The 19,789-nt window shown below is 55.6% G+C and carries 17 protein-coding genes; 6 read left to right on the forward strand and 11 right to left on the reverse strand.

Going from position 1 to position 19,789, the window contains the following annotated elements; translation table 11 throughout:
- The 7 genes from MOY_RS13565 to MOY_RS13595 form a co-directional block, all read right to left on the reverse strand.
- Positions 1–981 (reverse strand): TauD/TfdA dioxygenase family protein (locus tag MOY_RS13565; protein ID WP_009100765.1); only part of this gene is annotated, 981 nt, incomplete at its 3' end.
- 209 nt (positions 982–1,190) lie between these two features.
- On the reverse strand, positions 1,191–4,037 hold the full coding sequence (locus tag MOY_RS13570) for a valine--tRNA ligase (protein ID WP_009100767.1): 2,847 nt from the start codon (positions 4,035–4,037) through the stop codon (positions 1,191–1,193).
- 130 nt (positions 4,038–4,167) lie between these two features.
- Positions 4,168–5,484, reverse strand: a complete 1,317-nt coding sequence (locus MOY_RS13575; protein WP_009100769.1) for an HlyD family type I secretion periplasmic adaptor subunit — start codon at positions 5,482–5,484, stop codon at positions 4,168–4,170.
- Complete coding sequence (locus tag MOY_RS13580; protein WP_009100771.1) at positions 5,481–7,619, reverse strand: type I secretion system permease/ATPase; 2,139 nt, start codon at positions 7,617–7,619, stop codon at positions 5,481–5,483. Before MOY_RS13580 ends, MOY_RS13575 begins: the two co-directional genes overlap by 4 nt.
- Complete coding sequence (locus tag MOY_RS13585) at positions 7,606–9,060, reverse strand: TolC family protein (RefSeq protein ID WP_009100774.1); 1,455 nt, start codon at positions 9,058–9,060, stop codon at positions 7,606–7,608. Before MOY_RS13585 ends, MOY_RS13580 begins: the two co-directional genes overlap by 14 nt.
- A gap of 36 nt (positions 9,061–9,096) precedes the next feature.
- Positions 9,097–9,879: a SapC family protein gene (locus MOY_RS13590; protein ID WP_009100775.1), complete on the reverse strand. Its 783-nt coding sequence runs from the start codon at positions 9,877–9,879 to the stop codon at positions 9,097–9,099.
- A gap of 59 nt (positions 9,880–9,938) precedes the next feature.
- Positions 9,939–11,105 (reverse strand): MFS transporter, encoded by a 1,167-nt coding sequence (locus tag MOY_RS13595; protein WP_009100777.1) that lies wholly within the window; start codon positions 11,103–11,105, stop codon positions 9,939–9,941.
- Positions 11,106–11,405: 300 nt separating this feature from the next.
- Here MOY_RS13595 and MOY_RS13600 point away from each other — a divergent pair, with 300 nt between their 5' ends.
- Positions 11,406–11,870, forward strand: a complete 465-nt coding sequence (locus MOY_RS13600) for a Spy/CpxP family protein refolding chaperone (RefSeq protein WP_009100779.1) — start codon at positions 11,406–11,408, stop codon at positions 11,868–11,870.
- A 103-nt stretch (positions 11,871–11,973) separates the two neighbouring features.
- Here MOY_RS13600 and MOY_RS13605 read toward each other — a convergent pair whose 3' ends face one another.
- From MOY_RS13605 to MOY_RS13615, 3 genes are all read right to left on the reverse strand, one after another.
- Positions 11,974–12,405: a DNA polymerase III subunit chi gene (locus tag MOY_RS13605; RefSeq protein ID WP_009100781.1), complete on the reverse strand. Its 432-nt coding sequence runs from the start codon at positions 12,403–12,405 to the stop codon at positions 11,974–11,976.
- Between the two features lie 99 nt (positions 12,406–12,504).
- Positions 12,505–13,626 (reverse strand): branched-chain amino acid aminotransferase, encoded by a 1,122-nt coding sequence (locus tag MOY_RS13610; protein ID WP_009100783.1) that lies wholly within the window; start codon positions 13,624–13,626, stop codon positions 12,505–12,507.
- A 152-nt stretch (positions 13,627–13,778) separates the two neighbouring features.
- A complete protein-coding gene (locus MOY_RS13615; RefSeq protein ID WP_009100786.1) occupies positions 13,779–15,299 on the reverse strand; it encodes a leucyl aminopeptidase in 1,521 nt (506 codons plus the stop codon).
- Between the two features lie 133 nt (positions 15,300–15,432).
- On the opposite strand from MOY_RS13615, the gene lptF reads away from it, so the two are divergent.
- The 5 genes from lptF (at position 15,433) to bfr (ending at position 19,126) form a co-directional block, all read left to right on the forward strand.
- Positions 15,433–16,512: an LPS export ABC transporter permease LptF gene (gene lptF, locus MOY_RS13620; protein ID WP_009100788.1), complete on the forward strand. Its 1,080-nt coding sequence runs from the start codon at positions 15,433–15,435 to the stop codon at positions 16,510–16,512.
- Complete coding sequence (lptG, locus tag MOY_RS13625) at positions 16,513–17,577, forward strand: LPS export ABC transporter permease LptG (protein ID WP_009100790.1); 1,065 nt, start codon at positions 16,513–16,515, stop codon at positions 17,575–17,577. It abuts the gene before it with no gap.
- Positions 17,578–17,600: 23 nt separating this feature from the next.
- Positions 17,601–18,074 (forward strand): RDD family protein, encoded by a 474-nt coding sequence (locus MOY_RS13630; protein WP_009100792.1) that lies wholly within the window; start codon positions 17,601–17,603, stop codon positions 18,072–18,074.
- A 158-nt stretch (positions 18,075–18,232) separates the two neighbouring features.
- Positions 18,233–18,439 (forward strand): (2Fe-2S)-binding protein, encoded by a 207-nt coding sequence (locus MOY_RS13635; RefSeq protein WP_009100794.1) that lies wholly within the window; start codon positions 18,233–18,235, stop codon positions 18,437–18,439.
- Positions 18,440–18,640: 201 nt separating this feature from the next.
- A complete protein-coding gene (gene bfr, locus MOY_RS13640) occupies positions 18,641–19,126 on the forward strand; it encodes a bacterioferritin (RefSeq protein ID WP_009100796.1) in 486 nt (161 codons plus the stop codon).
- A gap of 80 nt (positions 19,127–19,206) precedes the next feature.
- Here bfr and sodC read toward each other — a convergent pair whose 3' ends face one another.
- Positions 19,207–19,758: a superoxide dismutase family protein gene (sodC, locus tag MOY_RS13645; RefSeq protein ID WP_009100798.1), complete on the reverse strand. Its 552-nt coding sequence runs from the start codon at positions 19,756–19,758 to the stop codon at positions 19,207–19,209.
- Positions 19,759–19,789 lie beyond the last annotated feature (31 nt).

A 19,789-nucleotide genomic window follows, 5' to 3' on the forward strand; every position in this document is an offset into this window, starting at 1 on the left:
GATGTACTGCGGCAACCCAAAATGAGGCGCCAGGTTCTGTCTAGATTTCACCGTTACACGGTCCATGATCCGCAGTCCTTGTTCTTCTGCGGACATATGCGCCTCTGGCGCCGCCCGGTGCGCTAGCGCCCAGTTATCAACGTACAGTAGGTCACCGGTGTCGTAGTGATACCGTATGCCGTAATGCTTCTCAAATGATGCATTTAATAGGTCGTTGTAGTCGTTGAAAAGCTGTTTCATCTCATCTTCGTTGAGCAGTCGAAGCTGATCGGTAGAGGCCGGTGCTTGTTGCAGTTCATCAATGGGTAGGTCTTTTTCGGGAAACCGTTCGATGACCGCACCGGTCATGCCTAGGTGGAGCCATACGCTCTTGCGTCCTGAAATGGGATGCGTGTGAACAACGGGATGACTGACGCCTGAAGCCGAGTTAACAGACACCAATCTCTCCCAGAAAGCTTGCTTTTCCTCTGGCAGCGCATCAAAGGCGGCGCCTTGATGGGCAAAGTGAGTGCCGCCGCCTTGCTCAGGGGCGCGTGCCATATAGTAGGCTGAGTGAGAGAACGTCGCTGCCTCGAAGCTGCCGTCGTTATGCCACTGGGGCCCAACGCCTAGGATTCCGTAGCGGTTGTCGTTGGAGCAGCGGAAAATATCCCGGTTCATACCCGGCGTGGCGGGGTGGACGCCATGGGTCGAGTGAATTTCTCCGGCACCCCACGATTTGCTGGCATTGACCAGCTCATCCGCCGAAAGGTCTGTTTGGTGCTTGAAGACGATAAATCCGCGGTGCGCCATTTCAACTTCCAGAGCTTCAATAACGGGCTTGGAGAGCCGGGTGCGAACATCGGCGCCGTATATTTCAATGCCAAGCGGTTCAAGGGGCTTGACCGTCAACCCTTCTCGCTCAAACAGCGATAGGTGGTCAGGGTTCAGCGGCGCTATGGTAGGTAGCGTGCTGCTGACGTTATTGGATAATGTTGTCATATGGGAGTGAGCTCCATGGGTGAATGCGGGGCAGTGTCACTCGATAGAGGGTAGTGACTCGCCCTTAGGCCATCAGGCTCTAATGGCCCAATACCTATGGGCAGGCCGTCAGCGGTTTTGTTCCTGACGCGTTCCGCCAAGCGGGGCACCTAACCCAAGACGGCACCTTATTAGGTGCCGTCTTGGGTTGCGCCATAATCAGGGCTTTTTTAAAGCTTCGCGATTTTCGCCTTTTGCTCTTCCAGCAGCTTTTTGGCGGCTTGGAATTCAGCAAGCTTGCCACGCTCTTTTTCCACCACGGAAACCGGCGCTTTGGCGATAAAACCATCGTTGCCGAGTTTCTTCTCAATGCCGCCGATCAGTTTGTCTTGCTTCTCGATCTCTTTAGCGAGACGAGCAAGCTCGGCGTCTTTATCGATTAAATCCGCCATCGGCACCAGGACTTCCATATCGCCGACCAGCTGAGTTGCCGAGAGCGGGGCGTCGTCTGGGTTGGCCAGCCAAGTGGCGCTTTCCAGCTTGGCCAGCTTGGCCAGGAAGTGACGGTTGCTTTCCAGACGCTCGGCGTCTTCGGCCTTGCCCTTGGTGAGCAGTACATCCAACGGTTTACCCGGGGCAATATTCATCTCGGCGCGGATGTTACGCACCGCGATGATCACGCCTTTCAGCCACTCGATATCTTGAGTGGCCTGATCGTCGATTTTGCTCTCGTCAGCTTCCGGCCAGGCTTGGAGCATGATCGAGGCGCCTTCGCCCACGTAAGTGCCCGCTAGCGGTGCCACGCGCTGCCAAATCTCTTCAGAGATATAGGGCATCATCGGGTGGGCCAGGCGCAGGATAGTTTCCAGTACCCGGACCAGGGTGCGGCGCGTTCCACGCTTAGCTTCGGCGCTGGCATTTTCGTCCCATAAAACAGGCTTGGAAAGCTCCAGGTACCAGTCGCAGTATTCGTTCCAGACAAACTCATACAGCGCTTGGGAAGCGTGGTCGAAGCGGTAGTCATCCATGGCCTTGGTGACCTGAGCTTCGGTTTTCTGTAGCTGTGAAATAATCCAACGGTCAGCCAGGGAAAGCTCAACCTCTTCGCCGCTGGTGCCGCAATCTTCACCTTCGGCATTCATCAGCACATAGCGCGAGGCGTTCCACAGCTTGTTGCAGAAGTTGCGGTAGCCATCCAAGCGGTTCATATCAAACTTGATATCGCGCCCGGTGGTGGCTTGGGAGAGGAACGTAAAGCGCAGCGCATCGGTGCCGTGGGCTTCAATGCCGTCTTTAAACTCGTCTTTGGTGGCTTTAGCAATCGCCTTGGCCTGTTTTGGCTGCATCATATTGCCGGTGCGCTTTTCCAGCAGTTCATCGAGCGTGATGCCGTCGATCAGATCGATAGGGTCTAGCACGTTGCCCTTGGATTTGGACATTTTCTGACCCTGACCGTCGCGTACCAAACCGTGCACATAAACGGTTTTGAAGGGTACTTCGCCGGTGAATTTCAGCGTCATCATGATCATCCGAGCGACCCAGAAGAAGATGATGTCGAAACCGGTGACCAGTACGCTGGAGGGGTGGAAGGTTTCCAGCTCCGGGGTTTTTTCCGGCCAGCCCAGGGTGCCAAACGTCCACAGGCCTGAGCTGAACCAGGTGTCGAGGACATCTTCGTCTTGGGTCAGCGCCACCTCGGCAGTCAAACCGTGCTTCTCGCGGGCTTCCTCTTCTGTGCGGGCAACGTAGACATTGCCTTCGGCATCGTACCAAGCCGGAATGCGGTGGCCCCACCACAGCTGGCGTGAGATACACCAATCCTGCAGATCGCGCATCCAAGCGAAGTACATGTTTTCGTAGTTCTTGGGCACGAACTGGATGTCGCCGTTTTCCACCGCTTCGATAGCGGGCTTGGCAAGAGACTCTACGGCCACAAACCACTGGTCGGTGAGCAGCGGTTCGATGACATCGCCGGAACGGTCACCGTAGGGCAGGGTGTTGTTAACGGCTTCTACCTGCTCCAGTAGGCCCAGGGCGTCCATATCGGCAACGATCTGCTTGCGTGCTTCAAAGCGGTCAAGCCCAGCATATTTGGCAGGCAGGGTCGCGTCTTCGTCTGGCTGGGGTTGGCCTTTCAGGTCGAAAATTTCAGCTTGTTCAAGAATCGCCGCGTCTTTGGAGAAGACATTGATCAGCAGGTGGTTCTGGCGTTTGCCGACTTCGTAATCGTTGAAATCATGGGCAGGGGTGATCTTCACGCAGCCGGAGCCTTTCTCCATATCGGCGTGTTCGTCGGCAACAATAGGAATCCGACGACCAACCAGCGGTAGCTCAATAAACTTGCCGACCAAGGACGCGTAACGTGCATCGTCGGGGTTAACCGCCACGCCGGTATCGCCCAACAGGGTTTCCGGGCGGGTGGTGGCCACGACAACATAATCTTTACCGTCGGCAGTTTTGACGCCATCGGCTAGTGGATAGCGGAAGTGCCAGAAGCTGCCTTGCTGCTCTTTGTTTTCCACTTCCAGGTCGGAAATAGCGGTGTGTAGCGTCGGGTCCCAGTTGACCAAACGTTTGCCGCGATAGATCAGCTTCTCTTCGTGTAGACGCACAAACACTTCTTGCACGGCTTTGTAGAAGCCGTCATCCATGGTGAAGCGCTCGCGGCTCCAATCAACGCTGGCGCCCATGCGGCGCAGCTGGCGGGTGATATGTCCGCCAGACTCGTGTTTCCACTCCCATACTTTATCGATAAACGCATCACGGCCGAGATCGTGGCGCGTTTTGCCCTCTTCAGAGGCCAGCTTGCGCTCTACCAGCATTTGAGTGGCGATGCCCGCGTGGTCAGTACCTACCTGCCACAGGGTGTTGTTACCCTGCATCCGCTTCCAACGCGTCAAGGTATCCATAATGGTGTCTTGGAACGCATGGCCCATGTGCAGGCTGCCGGTCACATTGGGCGGCGGAATCATGATCGAAAAAGGCGCGCCCTGGCCAGAAGGGGCAAAACGGTTATCGGCTTCCCAGCGCTCGTACCAGTGGGTTTCGATCTGTTCGGGTTGGTAGGTCTTTTCCATGGAATCACTCACAGCAGAGACGCCCCGCGTGGCGAGGTATCGAATTCATTAGTCGAGGATGCAAAATGGCGACAAGTATAGCGCGACTCGGGCGGGGCCGTCAGGGGCGGGTTATGAATCGGCCCCACCGTTAATCGCGCATGGCGCGGTCGCGTACTTTTACAACGGGCTCCATTAGGTAGTCCAGTACGCTGCGCTTGCCGCTGAGAATATCAATTTCCGCCACCATGCCGGGAATAATGGTTAGCGGTTGGTTGTCGGCGTCATATAGGTAGCCTTCGGTGCGTACTTCAACCGGGTACATCAACTCGCCTGTTTCGGGCATTTGAACAGCATCGGCGGCAATTGTGACCAGCTCGCCATCCAGGCCGCCGTAGCGGGCAAAGTCATAGGCGGTTAGTTTCACCTTCACCGGCTGGCCGGGGTAAAGAAAGGCGATATCCGCAGGGCGAATGTGCGCCTCAACTACCAGTGCGTCGTCGGCAGGGACTATTTCGACCAGTGGCTCACTAGAGCGTGCTACGCCACCGACGGTACTGATGTGCACCTGGTTGACGACCCCAGCCACCGGCGATCGGATCGTGGTGCGTGCGACTTGGTCTGCACGGCCGGGCAGCGTTTTTTCAAGCTCAGCAACGTGGGAGGTCGCCTCGGCCAGCTGGGCGAGAGCGTCGGCTTCAAAGGCGTTGCGGGCAGCTATTTTGCGGTCTTCTATTTCAGCAATAGAAGATTCAGCGCGGGCAACGGCGCTTTGTTGGCGGGCCACCTCGCCGCGTAATTCATTGAGCGATTGGCGCACCCGTAACAGCGAAGTTTCTGGCTCGATGCCGCGCTGGGCCAGCGGTTGAATAATAGCCAGTTCCTGTTCAGCCAGCTGCACACCGGAACGGGCAGTGCTTAGCGCAGCTTCTAGCTCGGCTTTTTCCTGGCGGCGTTGGTAGCCTTGCTGTTCAAGCACCTGTAGCTCGGCGTTTAGTTCCAGCTGTCGCCCATGGAATAAGCGGGTTTCACTAGCAGCGACGCTGGGCGCGCCTTGGCTGAGAGCGTAGTCCAGCTCCAAAGGTACTTGGTTAATTTCGGCTTCCAGCCGTTGTAAGCGCAGCTGCAACGAACGCAGGCGTTGAAGGCTCTCTTCGTAATCACCTTCCAGGGTGCCTCCGCTAAGCACCATCAGCGTATCGCCTTGTTCGACTACATCGCCTCGGCGCACGTTGATTTCGGTGACGACGCCACCCTCCAGGCTTTCCACGATCTGTAGGCTGCGTGACGGCACGACTTTGCCTTGACCCCGGGTGACTTCATCGACTTCCGTGAGGTAGGCCCATAAAAAGCCAATCAGCAAAAAACCAATAATAGTGAACAGGAGTAAGCTGCTGGCGATTGGGCGCTTGGCGCGACCATGGCGAACGAAGTGTTCAAAATCCAGCTGGGAATTAGGGCGGCTCACGGTGTTGTTCCTTCACGCGGGCGGAGGGGGGGAGCTTCCACAGGACGCATCACTTTGGCTTTAGGGCCATCGGCAATAACCTGACCCTGATCGAGAATAATCACTCGGTCGACCAGCTCCAGAAGGCTGGTGCGGTGGGTCACTACGACTAGGGTTTGCGATTGGCTAGCCGTTTTCAGCCGGGCGATGACCTCTTTTTCGGTTTGAATATCCATGGCGCTGGTGGGCTCATCCATGAGCAGAATAGGCGGCGCGCCAAGCAGTGCGCGGGCAAGGCAAATGAGCTGTCGTTGTCCGCCGGAAAGCCCTTCGCCACGCTCGCCAATGGGCATGTCGTAGCCTTTGGGGTGGCGGGCGATAAAGTCGTGGGCACCGGCTAATTTGGCAGCATTTAGAATTTGCTCATCGCTGGGATGGTGGGCGCCAATCGCGATGTTCTGGCGCACGGTGCCGGAAAACAGCCAAGCCTCTTGCAGCACGCTACCGATGTTGTGGCGTAAATCTGCCGGGTCGATTTGGCGAATGTCGGTATCGTCTACCAGCACCGAGCCCTGTTCTGGCGGGTAAATGCCTAACAACAGCCGCGCTAGCGTGCTCTTGCCGGACCCCACTCGGCCCAGGAGTGCAACCTTTTCCCCCGGTTCAATGGTCAGGTTGATAGCGGTCAGCGCCGCCGTGGTTTGCTCGGGGTAACGGAAGCTAACGTCGTGCAGGCGAATTTTACCCTCTAGGGCTGGGCGGCTTAGATATTGACGGCCCGCGGGGCGCTCGGAAGGCATATTCATCAACTGGTCAAGCGCCCGGTAAGAGGTGCGCGCTTGGTTGATGCGGGTCATGGTTTGAGCCAGCTGCGCCAGGGGGGCCAGCGCGCGTCCGGTGAGAATCACACAGGCGATCATTGCCCCCATGGATATCACCCCATCGCCTACTAAAAACACCCCGTATACCACAATGCTCACCTGGGCAGCCTGCTGGGCTAGCGCGGTAGCATTTAACGCAAACTGCTGTATTGCGCGGCCTTTGCGGCCGACATTCGACTGCTGATGCACGCTTTCTTCCCAGCGCTTGCGAATCATTGGCGCGGCACCGCTGGCTTTAATGGTCTCAAGCCCGGCCACGGCTTCAATTAGCACGCCTTGCTTAGAGCGGTTCTCCTCGAATGCCTGACCGGAAAGACGCTTAAGGAATGGTTGTACGGCAATGCCCACTAGCAACACTAGCGGTACTGCGATCAGTGGCACTAAAAACAGCGGCCCACCAATCAGGTATATCACGCCGATAAACAGCAGAATAAAGGGTAAATCAACCACCGCTACCAGCGACGCCGAGGCGAAGAAATCACGCAGCGACTCAAATTCCCGCAGCGTATTAGCGAAGCCGCCGGTAGACCCCCGCTTTGCGCTCATTTGTAGATTGAGGACATGGTCGAAAATGCGCCTGCCCATGCGGAGGTCGGCTTCTTGGCCTGCCCGCTCAATAAATAGCTGGCGTAGGGTCTTCACCGCAAAATCAAACACCAAGGCAATGCTGACGCCGATCGTAAGCGCGATCAGAGACTCAATCGCTTCATTTGGCAGCACACGGTCGTAGACCACCATAATAAATAGCGAGGTAGCTAGGCCTAAAAAGTTGGTGAGTGCAGCGGCAATAACGACTTGGGTATATACCCAGCGGTTAGATGAAAGCGCGCTCCAGAACCAGTGGCCGCCTTGAATGGCGGGTTCGCTGTTAAGTGTCACCGGGCGGTAGCGGGCGCGAACGGCAATGAGATAACCAATGTACTCTGCCTCCAGCGCGCTTAAGGCGGTTTCTACCGGCTGGTTACCAAGCGCTGGGTCGAACAGCGCAAAACGCTGCTCATTGATACGTTCGATAATCACCACGGCGCGGCCGTTTTTGAGCAGTGCGACCGCCGGTAGGAGTGAATTGCCCAGTGTTTCAAGGGCATGTTCGCCTAGCGCGGCGACCATGCCGTGACGTTCCGCGGCATCAATAAATCCATCGGGTGTAAGCGGTGCGTCAGCCCCCACGCGGTGGGCGCGTACAGCGGCTTCAGAAACAGGCAGTTCCAACTGGGCGGCTACAAAAGTTAAGCACTGCTCAAGAGGATCCGTGCTCGGGTTAGCGGCGTTCAAGATAAATCTCCATCACGTCGAGTAGCTGCCCGGTAACCGCAAGCTGTTGGAAGCTCGCCTGCTCCCAACGTACGCGGCGGTTGACCAGCTCCAGGGCAGTTTGGAATAGGTCGCGCTGGGCATCCAGCAGGTCATTAATACTGCTCCTGCCGACTGCAAACTGATCGCGGTAGGCCAGTAGCGCCTCTTCTTCAGCAGCAAGGGTGGCAGTTTGCGCTTCCAGCTCTGCTCGGCGGGTGCGGGTGTCGGTATAGGCGGAGCGTACTTCCCGCTCCAGCTCGCGCCGCAGCGCCTGCTGTTCGAATTGACTCTGCTGCTGACGTTCAACCGCTTGGGCAATGCGCGCCGAGGTCGCACCGCCGCTATAGGGGGTGTAGTCCAGGTTGAAGAGCAGCGCTACGTCGTTGTCCGAGTCGCTGAAGTCGTTAACGTCAAACTGTCGGCCTTCCACAGCCACACTTAGGCTTGGTAGGCGGGCATTCCGGGTAGACTTGGCTTCAGCATTGCTGGCTTCACTGGCTAGCGTTTGGCTGCGCAGTGAAGCGTTGCGGGTAAGGGCGTCGTTAAGCAGTTGATCAGCACTGGACTCGCTTAACAGTGCGGCCCCTTGGGGTAAGGCAACTACGTCTGGCGTAGTGAAAAACGCTTCTTGATAGACGTTGACGGCGCGGGCCAAGTCACCGTCCAGGGAAACCAATCGAGACTTAGCGTCGCTTAGTCGGCTTTGTGCGCGCAGCATGTCGGCTTGTGACCCAGCGCCCGCCTCGCGGCGGAGTTGAACGTCTTCAAAAATACGTTGATGCTGCTGCAGATTGTGCTCGGCTAGCTGTTGCTGAGCGGTCAGGCGGGCTACATCCAGGTAGGCGGTTACTGCGTAGAGGATTTCTTCCTCGACACTCGCATGGGACTGCCAAAAAGCAGCTTCAGCGCTTAGGTCTGCTGCGCGTAGCCGTTCGCCACTGGCGCCAAAGTCCATTAGCAGCTGACTGAGAGTGACTACCGCGTCTACGCGGGAGCCGCGGTCGGGCAATGATTCAGTGCGTTGTAAATCGTTGCGGTACTCAAGTCCAGCATTCACTTGGGGGCGGCGCACGGCGCGCACTTCGTCAATTTGCAGCACTGACTCACGCTCCCGGGAGCGCTGGGCCAGAATGCGCGGCTGCTGCTCTAACGCCAGCTGGATTTTATCGCGCAGGGCGTTTAGTGCTTGAGTTTGCCCCATTGGTTGGCCAGCCTGCCAGCGAAAGCTATCCAGTAACTGCTTAAGTGACGGCGAAAAAACCGGGCCTTCCAGAGAGGAGGTAGGCAGCGGCGCGGAGATAGGGAGAGGTTCATCCAAGTCAGTTTCAGCGACGAGTAGGGGGCTTGCGAGCAAACAGGCAGCCCCCACGCTGATAAGTAGTCGCCGTTTATGTGGCAGCGTATCAACATTGAAAAACATTCACTTTCCTGGATAACGTCGGTGCTTAGCACCCAATTAAGAGGGATCCGGCCATTGGTAGTGCTCTTCGCTGCTTAGCGCTTCCTGCCATTCAGCAAGCGGGCTTGGTGTAGGTTCGGGCGGAGGTGCGGCAGTAGCCCTGCGCCGCTGGTAAGCGCTGAGAATGCCCAGCTGTAGCTGAGACTGCAACTGAGCGTACACTAAAGGCACGGCGCCTAATTGCCAGAAAAGCCCTATTTGTTCAGTTGTTAGCGCCTGCCAGGCACGCTCATCGATTTGATACAGCGGCGTACTGCCTTGGTAAACCTTGGGCTGCCAAGGCGTGAGTAGGTGGGCGTTGGCTAATGTTTGTAGCTGCTGCGCTACTCGCTGGCAGCCTTTTTCCCGCTGTTGAAGAAAATTCAGTACCTGTTTAGGGAAGCTTGCTAATCCTCCCTGTTGGTTAAAAAAGGGCTCAGCATCCAGGCGCTCCACCACACAGGGTGAGCGCTGGTCGATGCACAGTGTATCTGGGAAATCGCGATGCAGCCCGAACGGATGGCTGCGCAGCGCAGCAGGTACATAGGTCGCCCGCCAGCGACCCTCGCTGTCAATGATCAGGTTATTGGCACCGTCTAATCCGAGCAGCGCTACCGCCTGCCAGCCATCACTCCCTTTGATAAGCCCAATAGGAAAGCAGGCGGCGGCGAAGCGCAGTTCTGGTTCAGCGAGAGAGACATAAGCGGTGTGCCGAGCAAAATGGTAGGCAGTGTAGCGCTGCCACATCAAACCGCCGTGGTGCTCTTGGCTGAGCGGCACCCATTGGGCAGCGTGGGCCATAGTGAAGACCTTTCGTGACGTTGCTAAAAAATGGCTACCTTAGCAAGTAATCGCTGGAATCATTTACCTGAAGAGAGCCCACGCATAGCGATTAATCCAAGCACTGGTCCTGGCAGCAGCCACCAGACCACCCATGGCCCTTGGCTTGCCCACAGGGCGGTGACCAAGGCGATAGAGGGGATTGTTAAGCCAAAGCCGATAGCGTTCATCATGGCAAGGGCTGCGCCCAGCCGTTCGGGTGGGGCAGCGGCTGACGCCAGCGCGGAAAACTGCGCCGAGTCGGCAATGACGCTAAGGCCCCAAACCCCCAAAAGTGCCAGCAGTAGCCAGGGTGATGTGCCACCTAAGAGGGGATAGGCCAAGCAAAGCGTGCCGGAAATGGCTAGCGTCACAAAGACTACTCGCGCGCTGCCCACGCGGCGGCTCCAGCGACCAGCCCAAACGCAGCCGGGCAGGCCAAGGGCAATGACCGCAAAGCTTACCCATGGCTGCAAGCCGGGCGCTGCAGTGAGTCGTTCAAGCTCGCGCGCGACTAAAAACGGCACGAGCGCCCAGAGGGCATACAGCTCCCAGCAGTGACCAAAGTAGCCCAGCGACGCAGCGCGGAAGTTCTTTTGTCTGAAGGCAGTAAGCCCTGCCCAGGGGCGCCCGCCACTGGCTTTGGCAGGTAGATGCGGCCCTACGCCTAGCTTGAAAATCATGAAGGCGGCGCATAGTGCAAGGGCAGAGGCCAGCAGCAGCGGCCACTGCCACGGCAGATGCAGCGTAAGCCCACGCAATAGATGCGGCGAGGCGATGCCCAGGGTAAGCATGCCCACTAACCAGCCAAGGGCGGCGCCTGCGTGGGTGGGCGTCCAACTCACCACCAACTTCATGCCGAGAGGATAAATACCCGCTAGGCATAGCCCCACCAAAAACCGTGCCACCGCTGCTAAGCTGACGCTTTCCGCCACGCCGATAAAGGCGGCGTTAATCAATGCGCCTAGCACCGCCGAGGCGGCAAACAAGTGGCTGGCACGGACACGATCGGCAAGCCCGGTAGTGGCGATTAACAGAGTGCCGGTAATAAAGCCCGCCTGCACGGCAATGGTTAGCATCCCTAAGTCGCGCTCACTCATGCCCACGGCATCTTGAAGTGCCAAGCCAACGCCATTCACGCTAAACCATAGCGAGGTACCCAATAGCTGGGCGATGACGATCGTAACAAGCGGGTAGCGCGTGAACACGTTTACTTCTCCTTGAGTACAAATGGCGCGGCAAGGCGCCGCTAATGGTAATCAACAATTTGCCGTCATAACGAATTTTTTGAAAACAGTACTGTCGGACCGGGCAGGTATCGACAGTTAGCCTGTTTGTGGCCTTGTTGACTAGCCACCGCGGGAGCCCGTAGCCAAGACGATTCGCTACCACAGAGCTTTGTTGTTCCTGCTGTGTAGGTGGTTTGTCATAGGGTCATATAGGGTTATCGCAAGACCCGTCAGTACTGTGCCGGGTAGGAATACATTTTGTACGCAATTGGAGTTTTTATGCACCTAGCTAAGCTTTTCGTTCCAGCAGTCGCAGCGCTGGCATTCAGTGTTCCCGCCATGGCCCAGCAAATGGGTGGTGCCACCCCCAGTGTCGATGACCAAGTTAATCAACTTGATGAAATGGTGGATCTGAATGAAGGACAGAAACAGGAGTTGAATAACCTCTTGACCCAGGTGCAAAACGAAATCATTAGCAAGGAGCAGGAAGCCCAGCAGTTGCAACAGCAACTTGGCGAGCAGGTTGGGCCCGATTACGATGAAGCTGCCATACGCGCGGATGCGGAGCGTCTTGGTGACCTAACGGCCGAGATGACCGCTGATAGCGTTATCATTCAGTCTCAGATCGAAGGTGTATTCACTCAGGAGCAGCGCGATCAACTGGATGAGGCGATGGCTCAACAGCAGGAGCAAATGCAACAACAAATGCAGGAGCAGATGCAGCAACAGCAACAGGGTGGCTAGGGCGAAGACTGCCTAGCCGCACCCATAGTGATTGCCTAATGTCTGTTGATGGCCCCGCCAAGTGCGGGGTCAGATGTCTCTGGTGGACGGTCTTACCGGCTATTTATCCCAGTTTATGCGGCACCACCTCATGCCCCATTTCTTTATAGCGTTGCCAGCAGGCGCGTTTAGCAACTAACACTTGCTGGTGTTGATTGATGATCTCTGCAATTCTCGCGTAGTTTTCTACGCCGTCGGGGATCTCAGGATGCAAGTTCAGCAGCGCAGTCTCTTCAGTGGGTACTGGTAGCTGTTGCCAGCCGAGCGTGATGGGCACGCTAGCGGCCATCGCGCTATCTTCCAATGCATGGGGTAGGTAGGCGTCTTCGCGGAAATTCCACAGCGCTTCATCGGCCTGTTCGGCCAGGGCTTTGTCTTCGCAGTGGAGGTGCAACCGATACCCTTTGCGGTGGATCGTTTCGGCAAGCTTGCAAGCAAACTGCAGTCGCGCTTCCAGGGTAGTGTCGGGAAGGATATAGAAGTCGATACGTGCCATCGGTGGCTCCAGCGGTTCCAGCTCTTTCAAAAAAAGCCTACCGCCGTTGCAAGCGGCGGTAGGGCGCTGGGTGATACCTGTTGGTTGATACTAACTGATTTATACCAACCGGGTGAGCCAGCCGTACTTATCTTCGCTGCGGCCATACTGCAGGTCGAGCAGCGTTTTACGGATACGCTTGGCGATCTCGTTATTGCCGTCGCCTTGCAAACGAATACGCTCGTTTTCGGTGACTAGCTCGCCTACCGGGGTAATGACCGCTGCGGTGCCGCAGGCGAACACTTCGGTAATCTCACCTGATGCTGCGCCTTCACGCCATTCGTCAATGCTGATGGGGCGCTCTTCTGGGGTTAAACCGGCGTCTTTAGCCAAGGTGAGGACTGAGTTACGGGTAACGCCTTCTAAGATAGTATCGGTAAGCCGGGGAGTGACAATACGACCATCTTTATAGACAAAGAAGAGGTTCATGCCGCCTAGCTCTTCGACCCATTTGTTTTCGGCAGCGTCGAGGAACGCTACTTGGCTGCAGTCGTTGGCGGCAGCTTCTTTTTGCGCTGCTAGCGATGCTGCGTAGTTACCACCACATTTGGCAAAGCCGGTGCCGCCTGGGGCCGCGCGCTTGTAGTGTGACGAGAGCCAAATGGAAACCGGTTCAATGCCGCCTTTGAAGTACGCCGCCGCGGGTGAGGCAATGACGTAGTAGTCCACCTCATGGGCTGGGCGCACACCTAGGAAAGCTTCAGAAGCGATCATGAACGGACGCAAATAGAGGCTGCACTCGTCGGCATCGCTTGAGGGCGTAGGCACCCAGTTGTGGTCTTTGGCCAGCAGTGCTTTAAGCGAGCCGATAAAGTCGTCGTCGGAAAGCACCGGTAGCGCTAAACGGCGAGCGCTCCGACGGAAACGCTCGGCATTTTTCTCCGGGCGGAAGGTCCAGATAGAACCATCGGCATGGCGATAGGCTTTGATACCTTCAAAAATTTCCTGACCGTAGTGCAGCACCGATGCTGCAGGGTCAAGGATTAGCGGACCATAGGGGCGCACCTGATGGCCGTGCCAGTCAGCGTCGACTGTCCAGCGGACGTGGGCCATGTGATCAGTGAAGTGCTTGCCAAAACCAGGGTTTTGCAGAATGTTGTCACGAATTTCATCAGCTATCGGCTGATTGGACGGCAGCATTTCAAAATGTGATTCAAGCTGGGTATCTGAAGCTGTGGGCACGGCGTATTCTCTCCGCTATAGCCTGGCCCCGAAGGGCAAGTGTTAGTGTTTGTTAGGTGTAGCATGCGCCCTGAAAGCAGCACGCATGCTAATGCCCATAGATGTAACGTTTACGTCAACGAATGGCAACCGTTGATCGCCTGATTGTGATGTTAGTCGTCGCTATTCTCTACTTGGGCGTCGGCTTCACGATCAAGCAGGTACTGGGTTAGTAACCCGACCGGGCGACCGGTGGCGCCTTTTTGCTTGCCAGAGTGCCAAGCAGTACCCGCGATATCCAGGTGCGCCCAGGGGAAGTGATCGGCAAAGCGCGATAGGAAGCAGGCGGCGGTAATGGTGCCTGCCGGGCGTCCACCGATGTTGGCCAGATCGGCGAAGTTGGAATCCAGCTGCTCCTGGTACTCGTCCCATAGCGGCAGGTGCCAGGCACGATCCCAAGCAGCTTCGCCTGCGTCTAATAGGTCAAGCGCCAGGTCATCGTCGTTGGAGAGCAGGCCGGTGGCATGATGACCCAGGCCAATAATCACAGCGCCGGTTAGGGTGGCAATATCAATCACACTGGCGGGGGTAAAACGCTCCGCGTAGGTGAGGGCATCGCAAAGCACCAAGCGACCTTCGGCGTCGGTGTTAAGCACTTCCACCGTTAACCCTTTCAGCGTTTTGATAATGTCACCGGGTTTAGTGGCGGCACCGTCGGGCATGTTTTCGGCCGCAGCAACAATGAAGACCACGTTCAGCTTGGGCTGAATGGCCAGCACCGCTTTTACCGTACCAAACACGCTGGCCGCGCCACCCATGTCGAATTTCATTTCGTCCATGCCTTCGCCGGGCTTCAGCGAAATACCGCCGGTATCGAAGGTGATACCTTTACCTACCAGTACATGGGGGGCTTCTTCCGGGTTTTCTGCGCCCTGGTACTTCATGACGATCAGCCGCGAAGGTTCCTGGCTGCCGCGACCGACGGAAAGTAGTGAGTGCGCGCCAAGGGCTTCCAGCGCCTCCTCATCTAATATATCCACCTCAAGCGCACCTTGGGAGACGCGGCCCAGCTGCTCGGCCTGCTCAGCCAAATAGCGTGGTGTGCAGACATTGCCCGGTAGGTTGCCCAGGGTGCGAGTGAAGTTAATGCCCTGACCGATCGCGATACCCAGCGCAGCACCTTGCTTAGCCATGGGCGCGGCATCGGCGTCGCTGATAATGAGGTTTAATTTTGCCAGGCTTGGGGCTTTCTGGGGTGACGACTTGAACTGATCAAAACGATAAATTGCTCGCTCCGCCGCTTCAAAGGTTTTGCGTGCTTTCCAGGTTGTGTCACGATCTTCCAGCGGAACATCGGTAAATGCGATGCAGGCTTCATCTATAGGTAGCTTGACTAGCGCCGCCAGTGCCGCGTCGAGGGCTTTGATAAATGCCGTTTCTTGGCATTTCTCGCGCTTACCCAGTCCTACCAACAGCAAACGTTCGGCGCCCAAGCCCGGTGCGAAGGGAATGAGTTGCACATTGCCAAGGGCTGCATCGAAGTCGCCGCGCTCTAACAGCTGGCCAATCAGACGCTCACTGGCATCGTCCAATTTGGCGACAGCGGGCAATAAATCGCTACCTTTAAAGACTGGGAGAACGAGGCAAGCCGTTTCGGCTTTGGCTGGGTTCGCGGTCTGAACGGAAAATTCCATGACGTCTCCAACAAGACAAGCATCGAGTGATTCGGGATAATGCCCCGTTACTAGGGTTTTATAACAGTTGGATTAGTGTACCCAAGCCATGGGCGCATTGCATGGCAACCTGCACCTTTAGCCGGAGAGTGCGTTGATTTTATTTCGGTACTTAACTCGTGAAGTATTACTGACCATGTCTGCTGTGGCCGGTATTCTTCTATTAGTCATTATGGGCAGTCGCTTCATCCGTTATTTTGCGGATGCTGCCGAGGGCGATATTCCCGTCACCATTCTGGGCAGTTTGATGTTTTTTCACCTGCCGGGGTTCATGGAACTGATTCTGCCGCTGTCATTTTTTCTGGGCATCCTGTTGGCCTATGGACAGCTCTACATGAACAGCGAAATTACTGTGATGGTGGCCTGCGGCATGAGCCCCGCACGGCTTTTACGGGTAACGCTGCTGCCAGCCTCCGTGGTGGCTGTGTTGGTCGGGGTGTGCAGCCTGTGGTTGACGCCCGCCGGCGCATTACTGACCGAGGCTACCCTGGAAGAGCAGCGTAGCCGATTGGATGTTTCGATATTAGCACCGGGCCGCTTTCAGGACTTTGGTGGGGGGCGTACAGCCTATATTAGAGATTTCAGTAGTGATGGTAGGCAAATGCAGGATGTGCTGGTTCATGAACAAGCGCAGCCCAATGCAGAAAGTACCCATAGCTACGTGACACGGGCTGGGGCAGGCTATCAGGAAACTAACCTCGCCACCGGCAGCCGCTTTTTAGTACTGGAAGAAGGGGAGCGCTATGGGGTGACGCCAGGGCGGCAAGAGGCCGAGCGTTTAACCTTTGAGCGCTATACGCTGCGCTTGGGGTTAAGCCGCAGTCGCCAGGAGCTGGATTCACTCGAGTATGCGACTACCTTTGAGCTATGGAGTGACCCCGACCCGCGCGCTCAGGCACAGTTTCAGTGGCGATTAGGCCTGCCGTTCATGGTGTTTATCTTGGCGCTGCTGGCGCAGCCGCTCTCTCGCGTTAATCCTCGGCAAGGGCGCTTTGCAAAGCTACTGCCTGCGGTGTTTCTTTATGTCGCCTATTTGAGCCTACTACTGGCCGCCGTGGATGCTATTGGCAGCGGCTCATTGTCAGCGACCATCGGCGTGTGGCCAGTGCACGCGCTATTCTTGGGCCTTGGTTGTCTACTGCTATGGCGTTCACAACGTAAGGGGATGCGTTAAATGGTGTTCGATCGCTTGGATCGTTATATCGCTCGCAATGTCCTGGCCGCCATTATTGTGGTGCAGACTGTGCTGCTGGGGCTAGATATCACCATTGCTTACATCGGGGACTTAAGCGATACCCAGGGTGACTACACCGCTTTCGACGTGCTGCTTTATTTAGGTATGCGTTTGCCCTGGCGGTTTTACCAATACGCCCCTGTGGCGGTGCTGATTGGCGCACTGATAGGCCTGGGTAGCATGGCGTCAAGCAATGAGCTGACGGTGATGCGGGCAGCAGGGCGCTCTCTCGCGCGTATTGTGTGGGGAGTAATGAAACCGGTTTTGCTGGTGGTCGTGGTGGTTCTGTTGGTTGCCGAATTTGTCACGCCCCGCACCGAGCAGTTTGCCGAGGCGTGGCGTTTAGAGCAGCGTCAGGGTGAAGGGGCAATGCTCACCAGCCGTAGCGGGTGGCAATTTGAAGGCGATAGTGTGTATCGCTTTGGTGCAATCCGCGCGGATAATGTGGTGCTGGACTTAACCCGCTACCGCTTTGACGAGCGCCGCCTTATCGAAGCCACGCATGCCCAGCGTGCCCATTGGGAAGGTGGGGAGTGGCAGTTAGAAAACATCACCACCACACGTATTTTTGACGACCGTACAGAATCGGCGTTCCAGGCGCAGGCTATTTGGGAGACGGCATTCACACCGACCCAGCTAGAGCGACTTTTACGTAACATTCAAAGCCAGGCACCCAGTGAACTGTGGGCTTATGCAAATTTCTTGGAAAGCCAGGGCCTACAGGCTGACCAGCCGCTACTCTACTTCTGGCAAAAAATACTGATGCCGCTCACCATGGGCTCTTTGGTGTTGATTGCTGCTTCCTTTGTTTTTGGCCCGCTGCGAACGGTGGCTGCAGGTACCCGAGTATTCTATGGGGTAGTGACTGGGTTGATCTTTAAATATGTGCAAGACCTGTTAGCGCCCGCATCGACGATTTTTGGTTTCTCACCGGTTTGGGCGGTATTGGTGCCCACGCTTGCCTGCGCAATCGTGGGCGTCTATTTTCTGCGCCGAAACGGCTAATCCTTAGTTAAGAAGAGATTGACATGGTTCAACGACGTTTAACGCAGCTTGATAGTACATGGCCTGCCGCTCTACCGCGGCGCTTGGGAGCGATGATTTACGATGGTTTTTTAGTCGCGGCTATCTGGATCAGTATTACAGTGGCTCATGTGGCATTTTTCCGCTTTGTACTTGGCCAAAATGCCGACCAAATCGGCGTGGGTGCTTTAGAAGTGTGGAGCTTAAGAGCGCTACTCGTGCTGTCTGCGATGGCATTTTTTACCTTTTCATGGACGCGTGGCGGTATGACGCTAGGCATGCAAACGTGGCGCTTACGCGTACAAACGGTAGATGGCTATACGATTACGCCGATGCAAAGCGTGATTCGCTGCTTAACCGGCTGGCTATCGTTGGCTGCTTTTGGGCTAGGTTATTGGTGGGTCTTGTTTGATCGGCAGCGTAGAAGTTGGCCAGATATCGCCTCTAATACGCAAACGGTTGTGTTGCCGAAAAAATAATGGCAGCTCCTGTTTGGCTAAAAATGTTGCTGTGCCAAGGCGTTACCTTATCGTTCATTTTTATTAAGACGAATAGATACCAAAAAGCATCCATTTCTACTTGAAAAGATGTATGCGAATCATTTACATTCATCTCATGACTTTTATGAGGTGTTGCCATGTACGTATGTGTGTGCAAGGGAGTTACCGACCATCAAATTCGCCAGCAAGTTAGCGACGGAGCGCGCAGCTGGAGAGAAGTGCGCGAAGCCACAGGTTGCGCTACCCAGTGCGGCAAATGCGCTTGCTACGCAAAATCCCTGACCCGTGAAGCGGTACAAACAGCTCGTTATGAAGCTGATATGGGCCTTGCCTATGCTGTGTGACGCGAATCACTATTGTTGGGGTTATCGTTAGCAAGTGTATGATTTATTTTAGTTTTTAACCATCTTCGCTATACTCCCATTCATATTGGGAGTAAATCATTGCATGACCTATACTCCTAGATTAACGTTTAAGACAGTACTTAAAGCGCTGTTTTTTTAAGTATTGGATTTTAAGAACTATACGCTAAGAAAGGTGACGTCATGAAAGGTGATCCTAAGGTCATTCAGCATCTCAATATCGCTCTCGGCAACGAGCTGGTAGCCATTAATCAGTATTTTTTGCATGCCAAAATGTACAAAGACTGGGGCTTTAAAGAGCTTGCCAAGTGGGAGTATGACGAGTCTATTGAAGAGATGCAGCACGCAGATAAACTTATCGAGCGTATTTTGTTCCTTGAAGGTATTCCTAATCTTCAGGATCTAGGCAAGCTGCATATTGGTGAAAACGTTAAAGAAATGCTCGAAAGCGATCTGAAAATTGAGCACGACGGTCGCAAGGACTATATTGAAGCGATTACCTATTGTGAAAGCGTCAAAGATTACGTGACACGTGACCTGTTGCGCGACCTGCTTGCTGATGAAGAAGGTCATATCGACCATATTGAAACGCAGCTTGGTTTAATCGATAAAGTGGGTCTTCAAAACTACCTGCAAAAGCACATGCAGTTGGCTACAGACGAAGAGTAAGTTACGCGCTTTTCAGTAAAACGGGCAGCCTAATGGCTGCCCGTTTTGCATTTCTACGGCGTTTAATGGGGTTCTGCCTTTTAAGACTCAATAACGCCGCAGGCCATGCGTGCACCGCCACCGCCAAGATGTGGCTCATCATCGTAGGTATCGCCGCCTTCATGAATGATCAGGCTACGGCCCGACACGTCGTCCATGCTTAAGCGTGGTGCCAAGACGGGTAGGTTAGCTTCGCCATCGTCGTTAACGGTGAGTACTGGTAGATCGCCAAGATGCCCGTCACCATAGGGGCCCTGGTGAGTGTCCGACTCTTCGGGGTCATAGTGTCCACCCGCCGATAGGGCAGCCGTGGTTTCGCCCGCGTCATTTTCAGCCGGTTCGCAGCTGGCGTTTTGGTGTAAGTGGAAACCATACACCCCAGGTTCAAGGTCGTTTAGTGACGGGGTCAGCAGTAAACCGTGCTCGGTATGCTCAATGGTAACGGTGCCAATGGAGTCTTCAATACCGTCGGTGCTGACTTTGTTCATCTCCACCTCAAGCTTCTCACCAGCATTTGCCGCTGACGCGGCGAGCAGTAATGAGGCAGCAAAGGCGGTAAGCGATGTTGAAGAGCGTATAGTCGAATAGCGCATAAAAACTTCTCCTTCCTAATCCATGGAAACG

It is taken from the genome of Halomonas sp. GFAJ-1, from assembly GCF_000236625.2.
Taxonomy (GTDB): domain Bacteria; phylum Pseudomonadota; class Gammaproteobacteria; order Pseudomonadales; family Halomonadaceae; genus Vreelandella.

Excerpts from the sequence above, each read along its gene's own strand:
- MOY_RS13600 (WP_009100779.1), top strand. The coding sequence starts at position 11,406 with ATGCACCTAGCTAAGCTTTTCGTTCCAGCAGTCGCAGCGCTGGCATTC.
- MOY_RS13630 (WP_009100792.1), top strand. The coding sequence starts at position 17,601 with ATGGTTCAACGACGTTTAACGCAGCTTGATAGTACATGGCCTGCCGCT.
- MOY_RS13585 (WP_009100774.1), bottom strand. The coding sequence starts at position 9,060 with ATGTTTTTCAATGTTGATACGCTGCCACATAAACGGCGACTACTTATC.
- MOY_RS13635 (WP_009100794.1), top strand. The coding sequence starts at position 18,233 with ATGTACGTATGTGTGTGCAAGGGAGTTACCGACCATCAAATTCGCCAG.
- sodC (WP_009100798.1), bottom strand. The coding sequence starts at position 19,758 with ATGCGCTATTCGACTATACGCTCTTCAACATCGCTTACCGCCTTTGCT.
- bfr (WP_009100796.1), top strand. The coding sequence starts at position 18,641 with ATGAAAGGTGATCCTAAGGTCATTCAGCATCTCAATATCGCTCTCGGC.
- MOY_RS13570 (WP_009100767.1), bottom strand. The coding sequence starts at position 4,037 with ATGGAAAAGACCTACCAACCCGAACAGATCGAAACCCACTGGTACGAG.
- lptG (WP_009100790.1), top strand. The coding sequence starts at position 16,513 with ATGGTGTTCGATCGCTTGGATCGTTATATCGCTCGCAATGTCCTGGCC.
- MOY_RS13590 (WP_009100775.1), bottom strand. The coding sequence starts at position 9,879 with ATGGCCCACGCTGCCCAATGGGTGCCGCTCAGCCAAGAGCACCACGGC.
- MOY_RS13605 (WP_009100781.1), bottom strand. The coding sequence starts at position 12,405 with ATGGCACGTATCGACTTCTATATCCTTCCCGACACTACCCTGGAAGCG.
- MOY_RS13615 (WP_009100786.1), bottom strand. The coding sequence starts at position 15,299 with ATGGAATTTTCCGTTCAGACCGCGAACCCAGCCAAAGCCGAAACGGCT.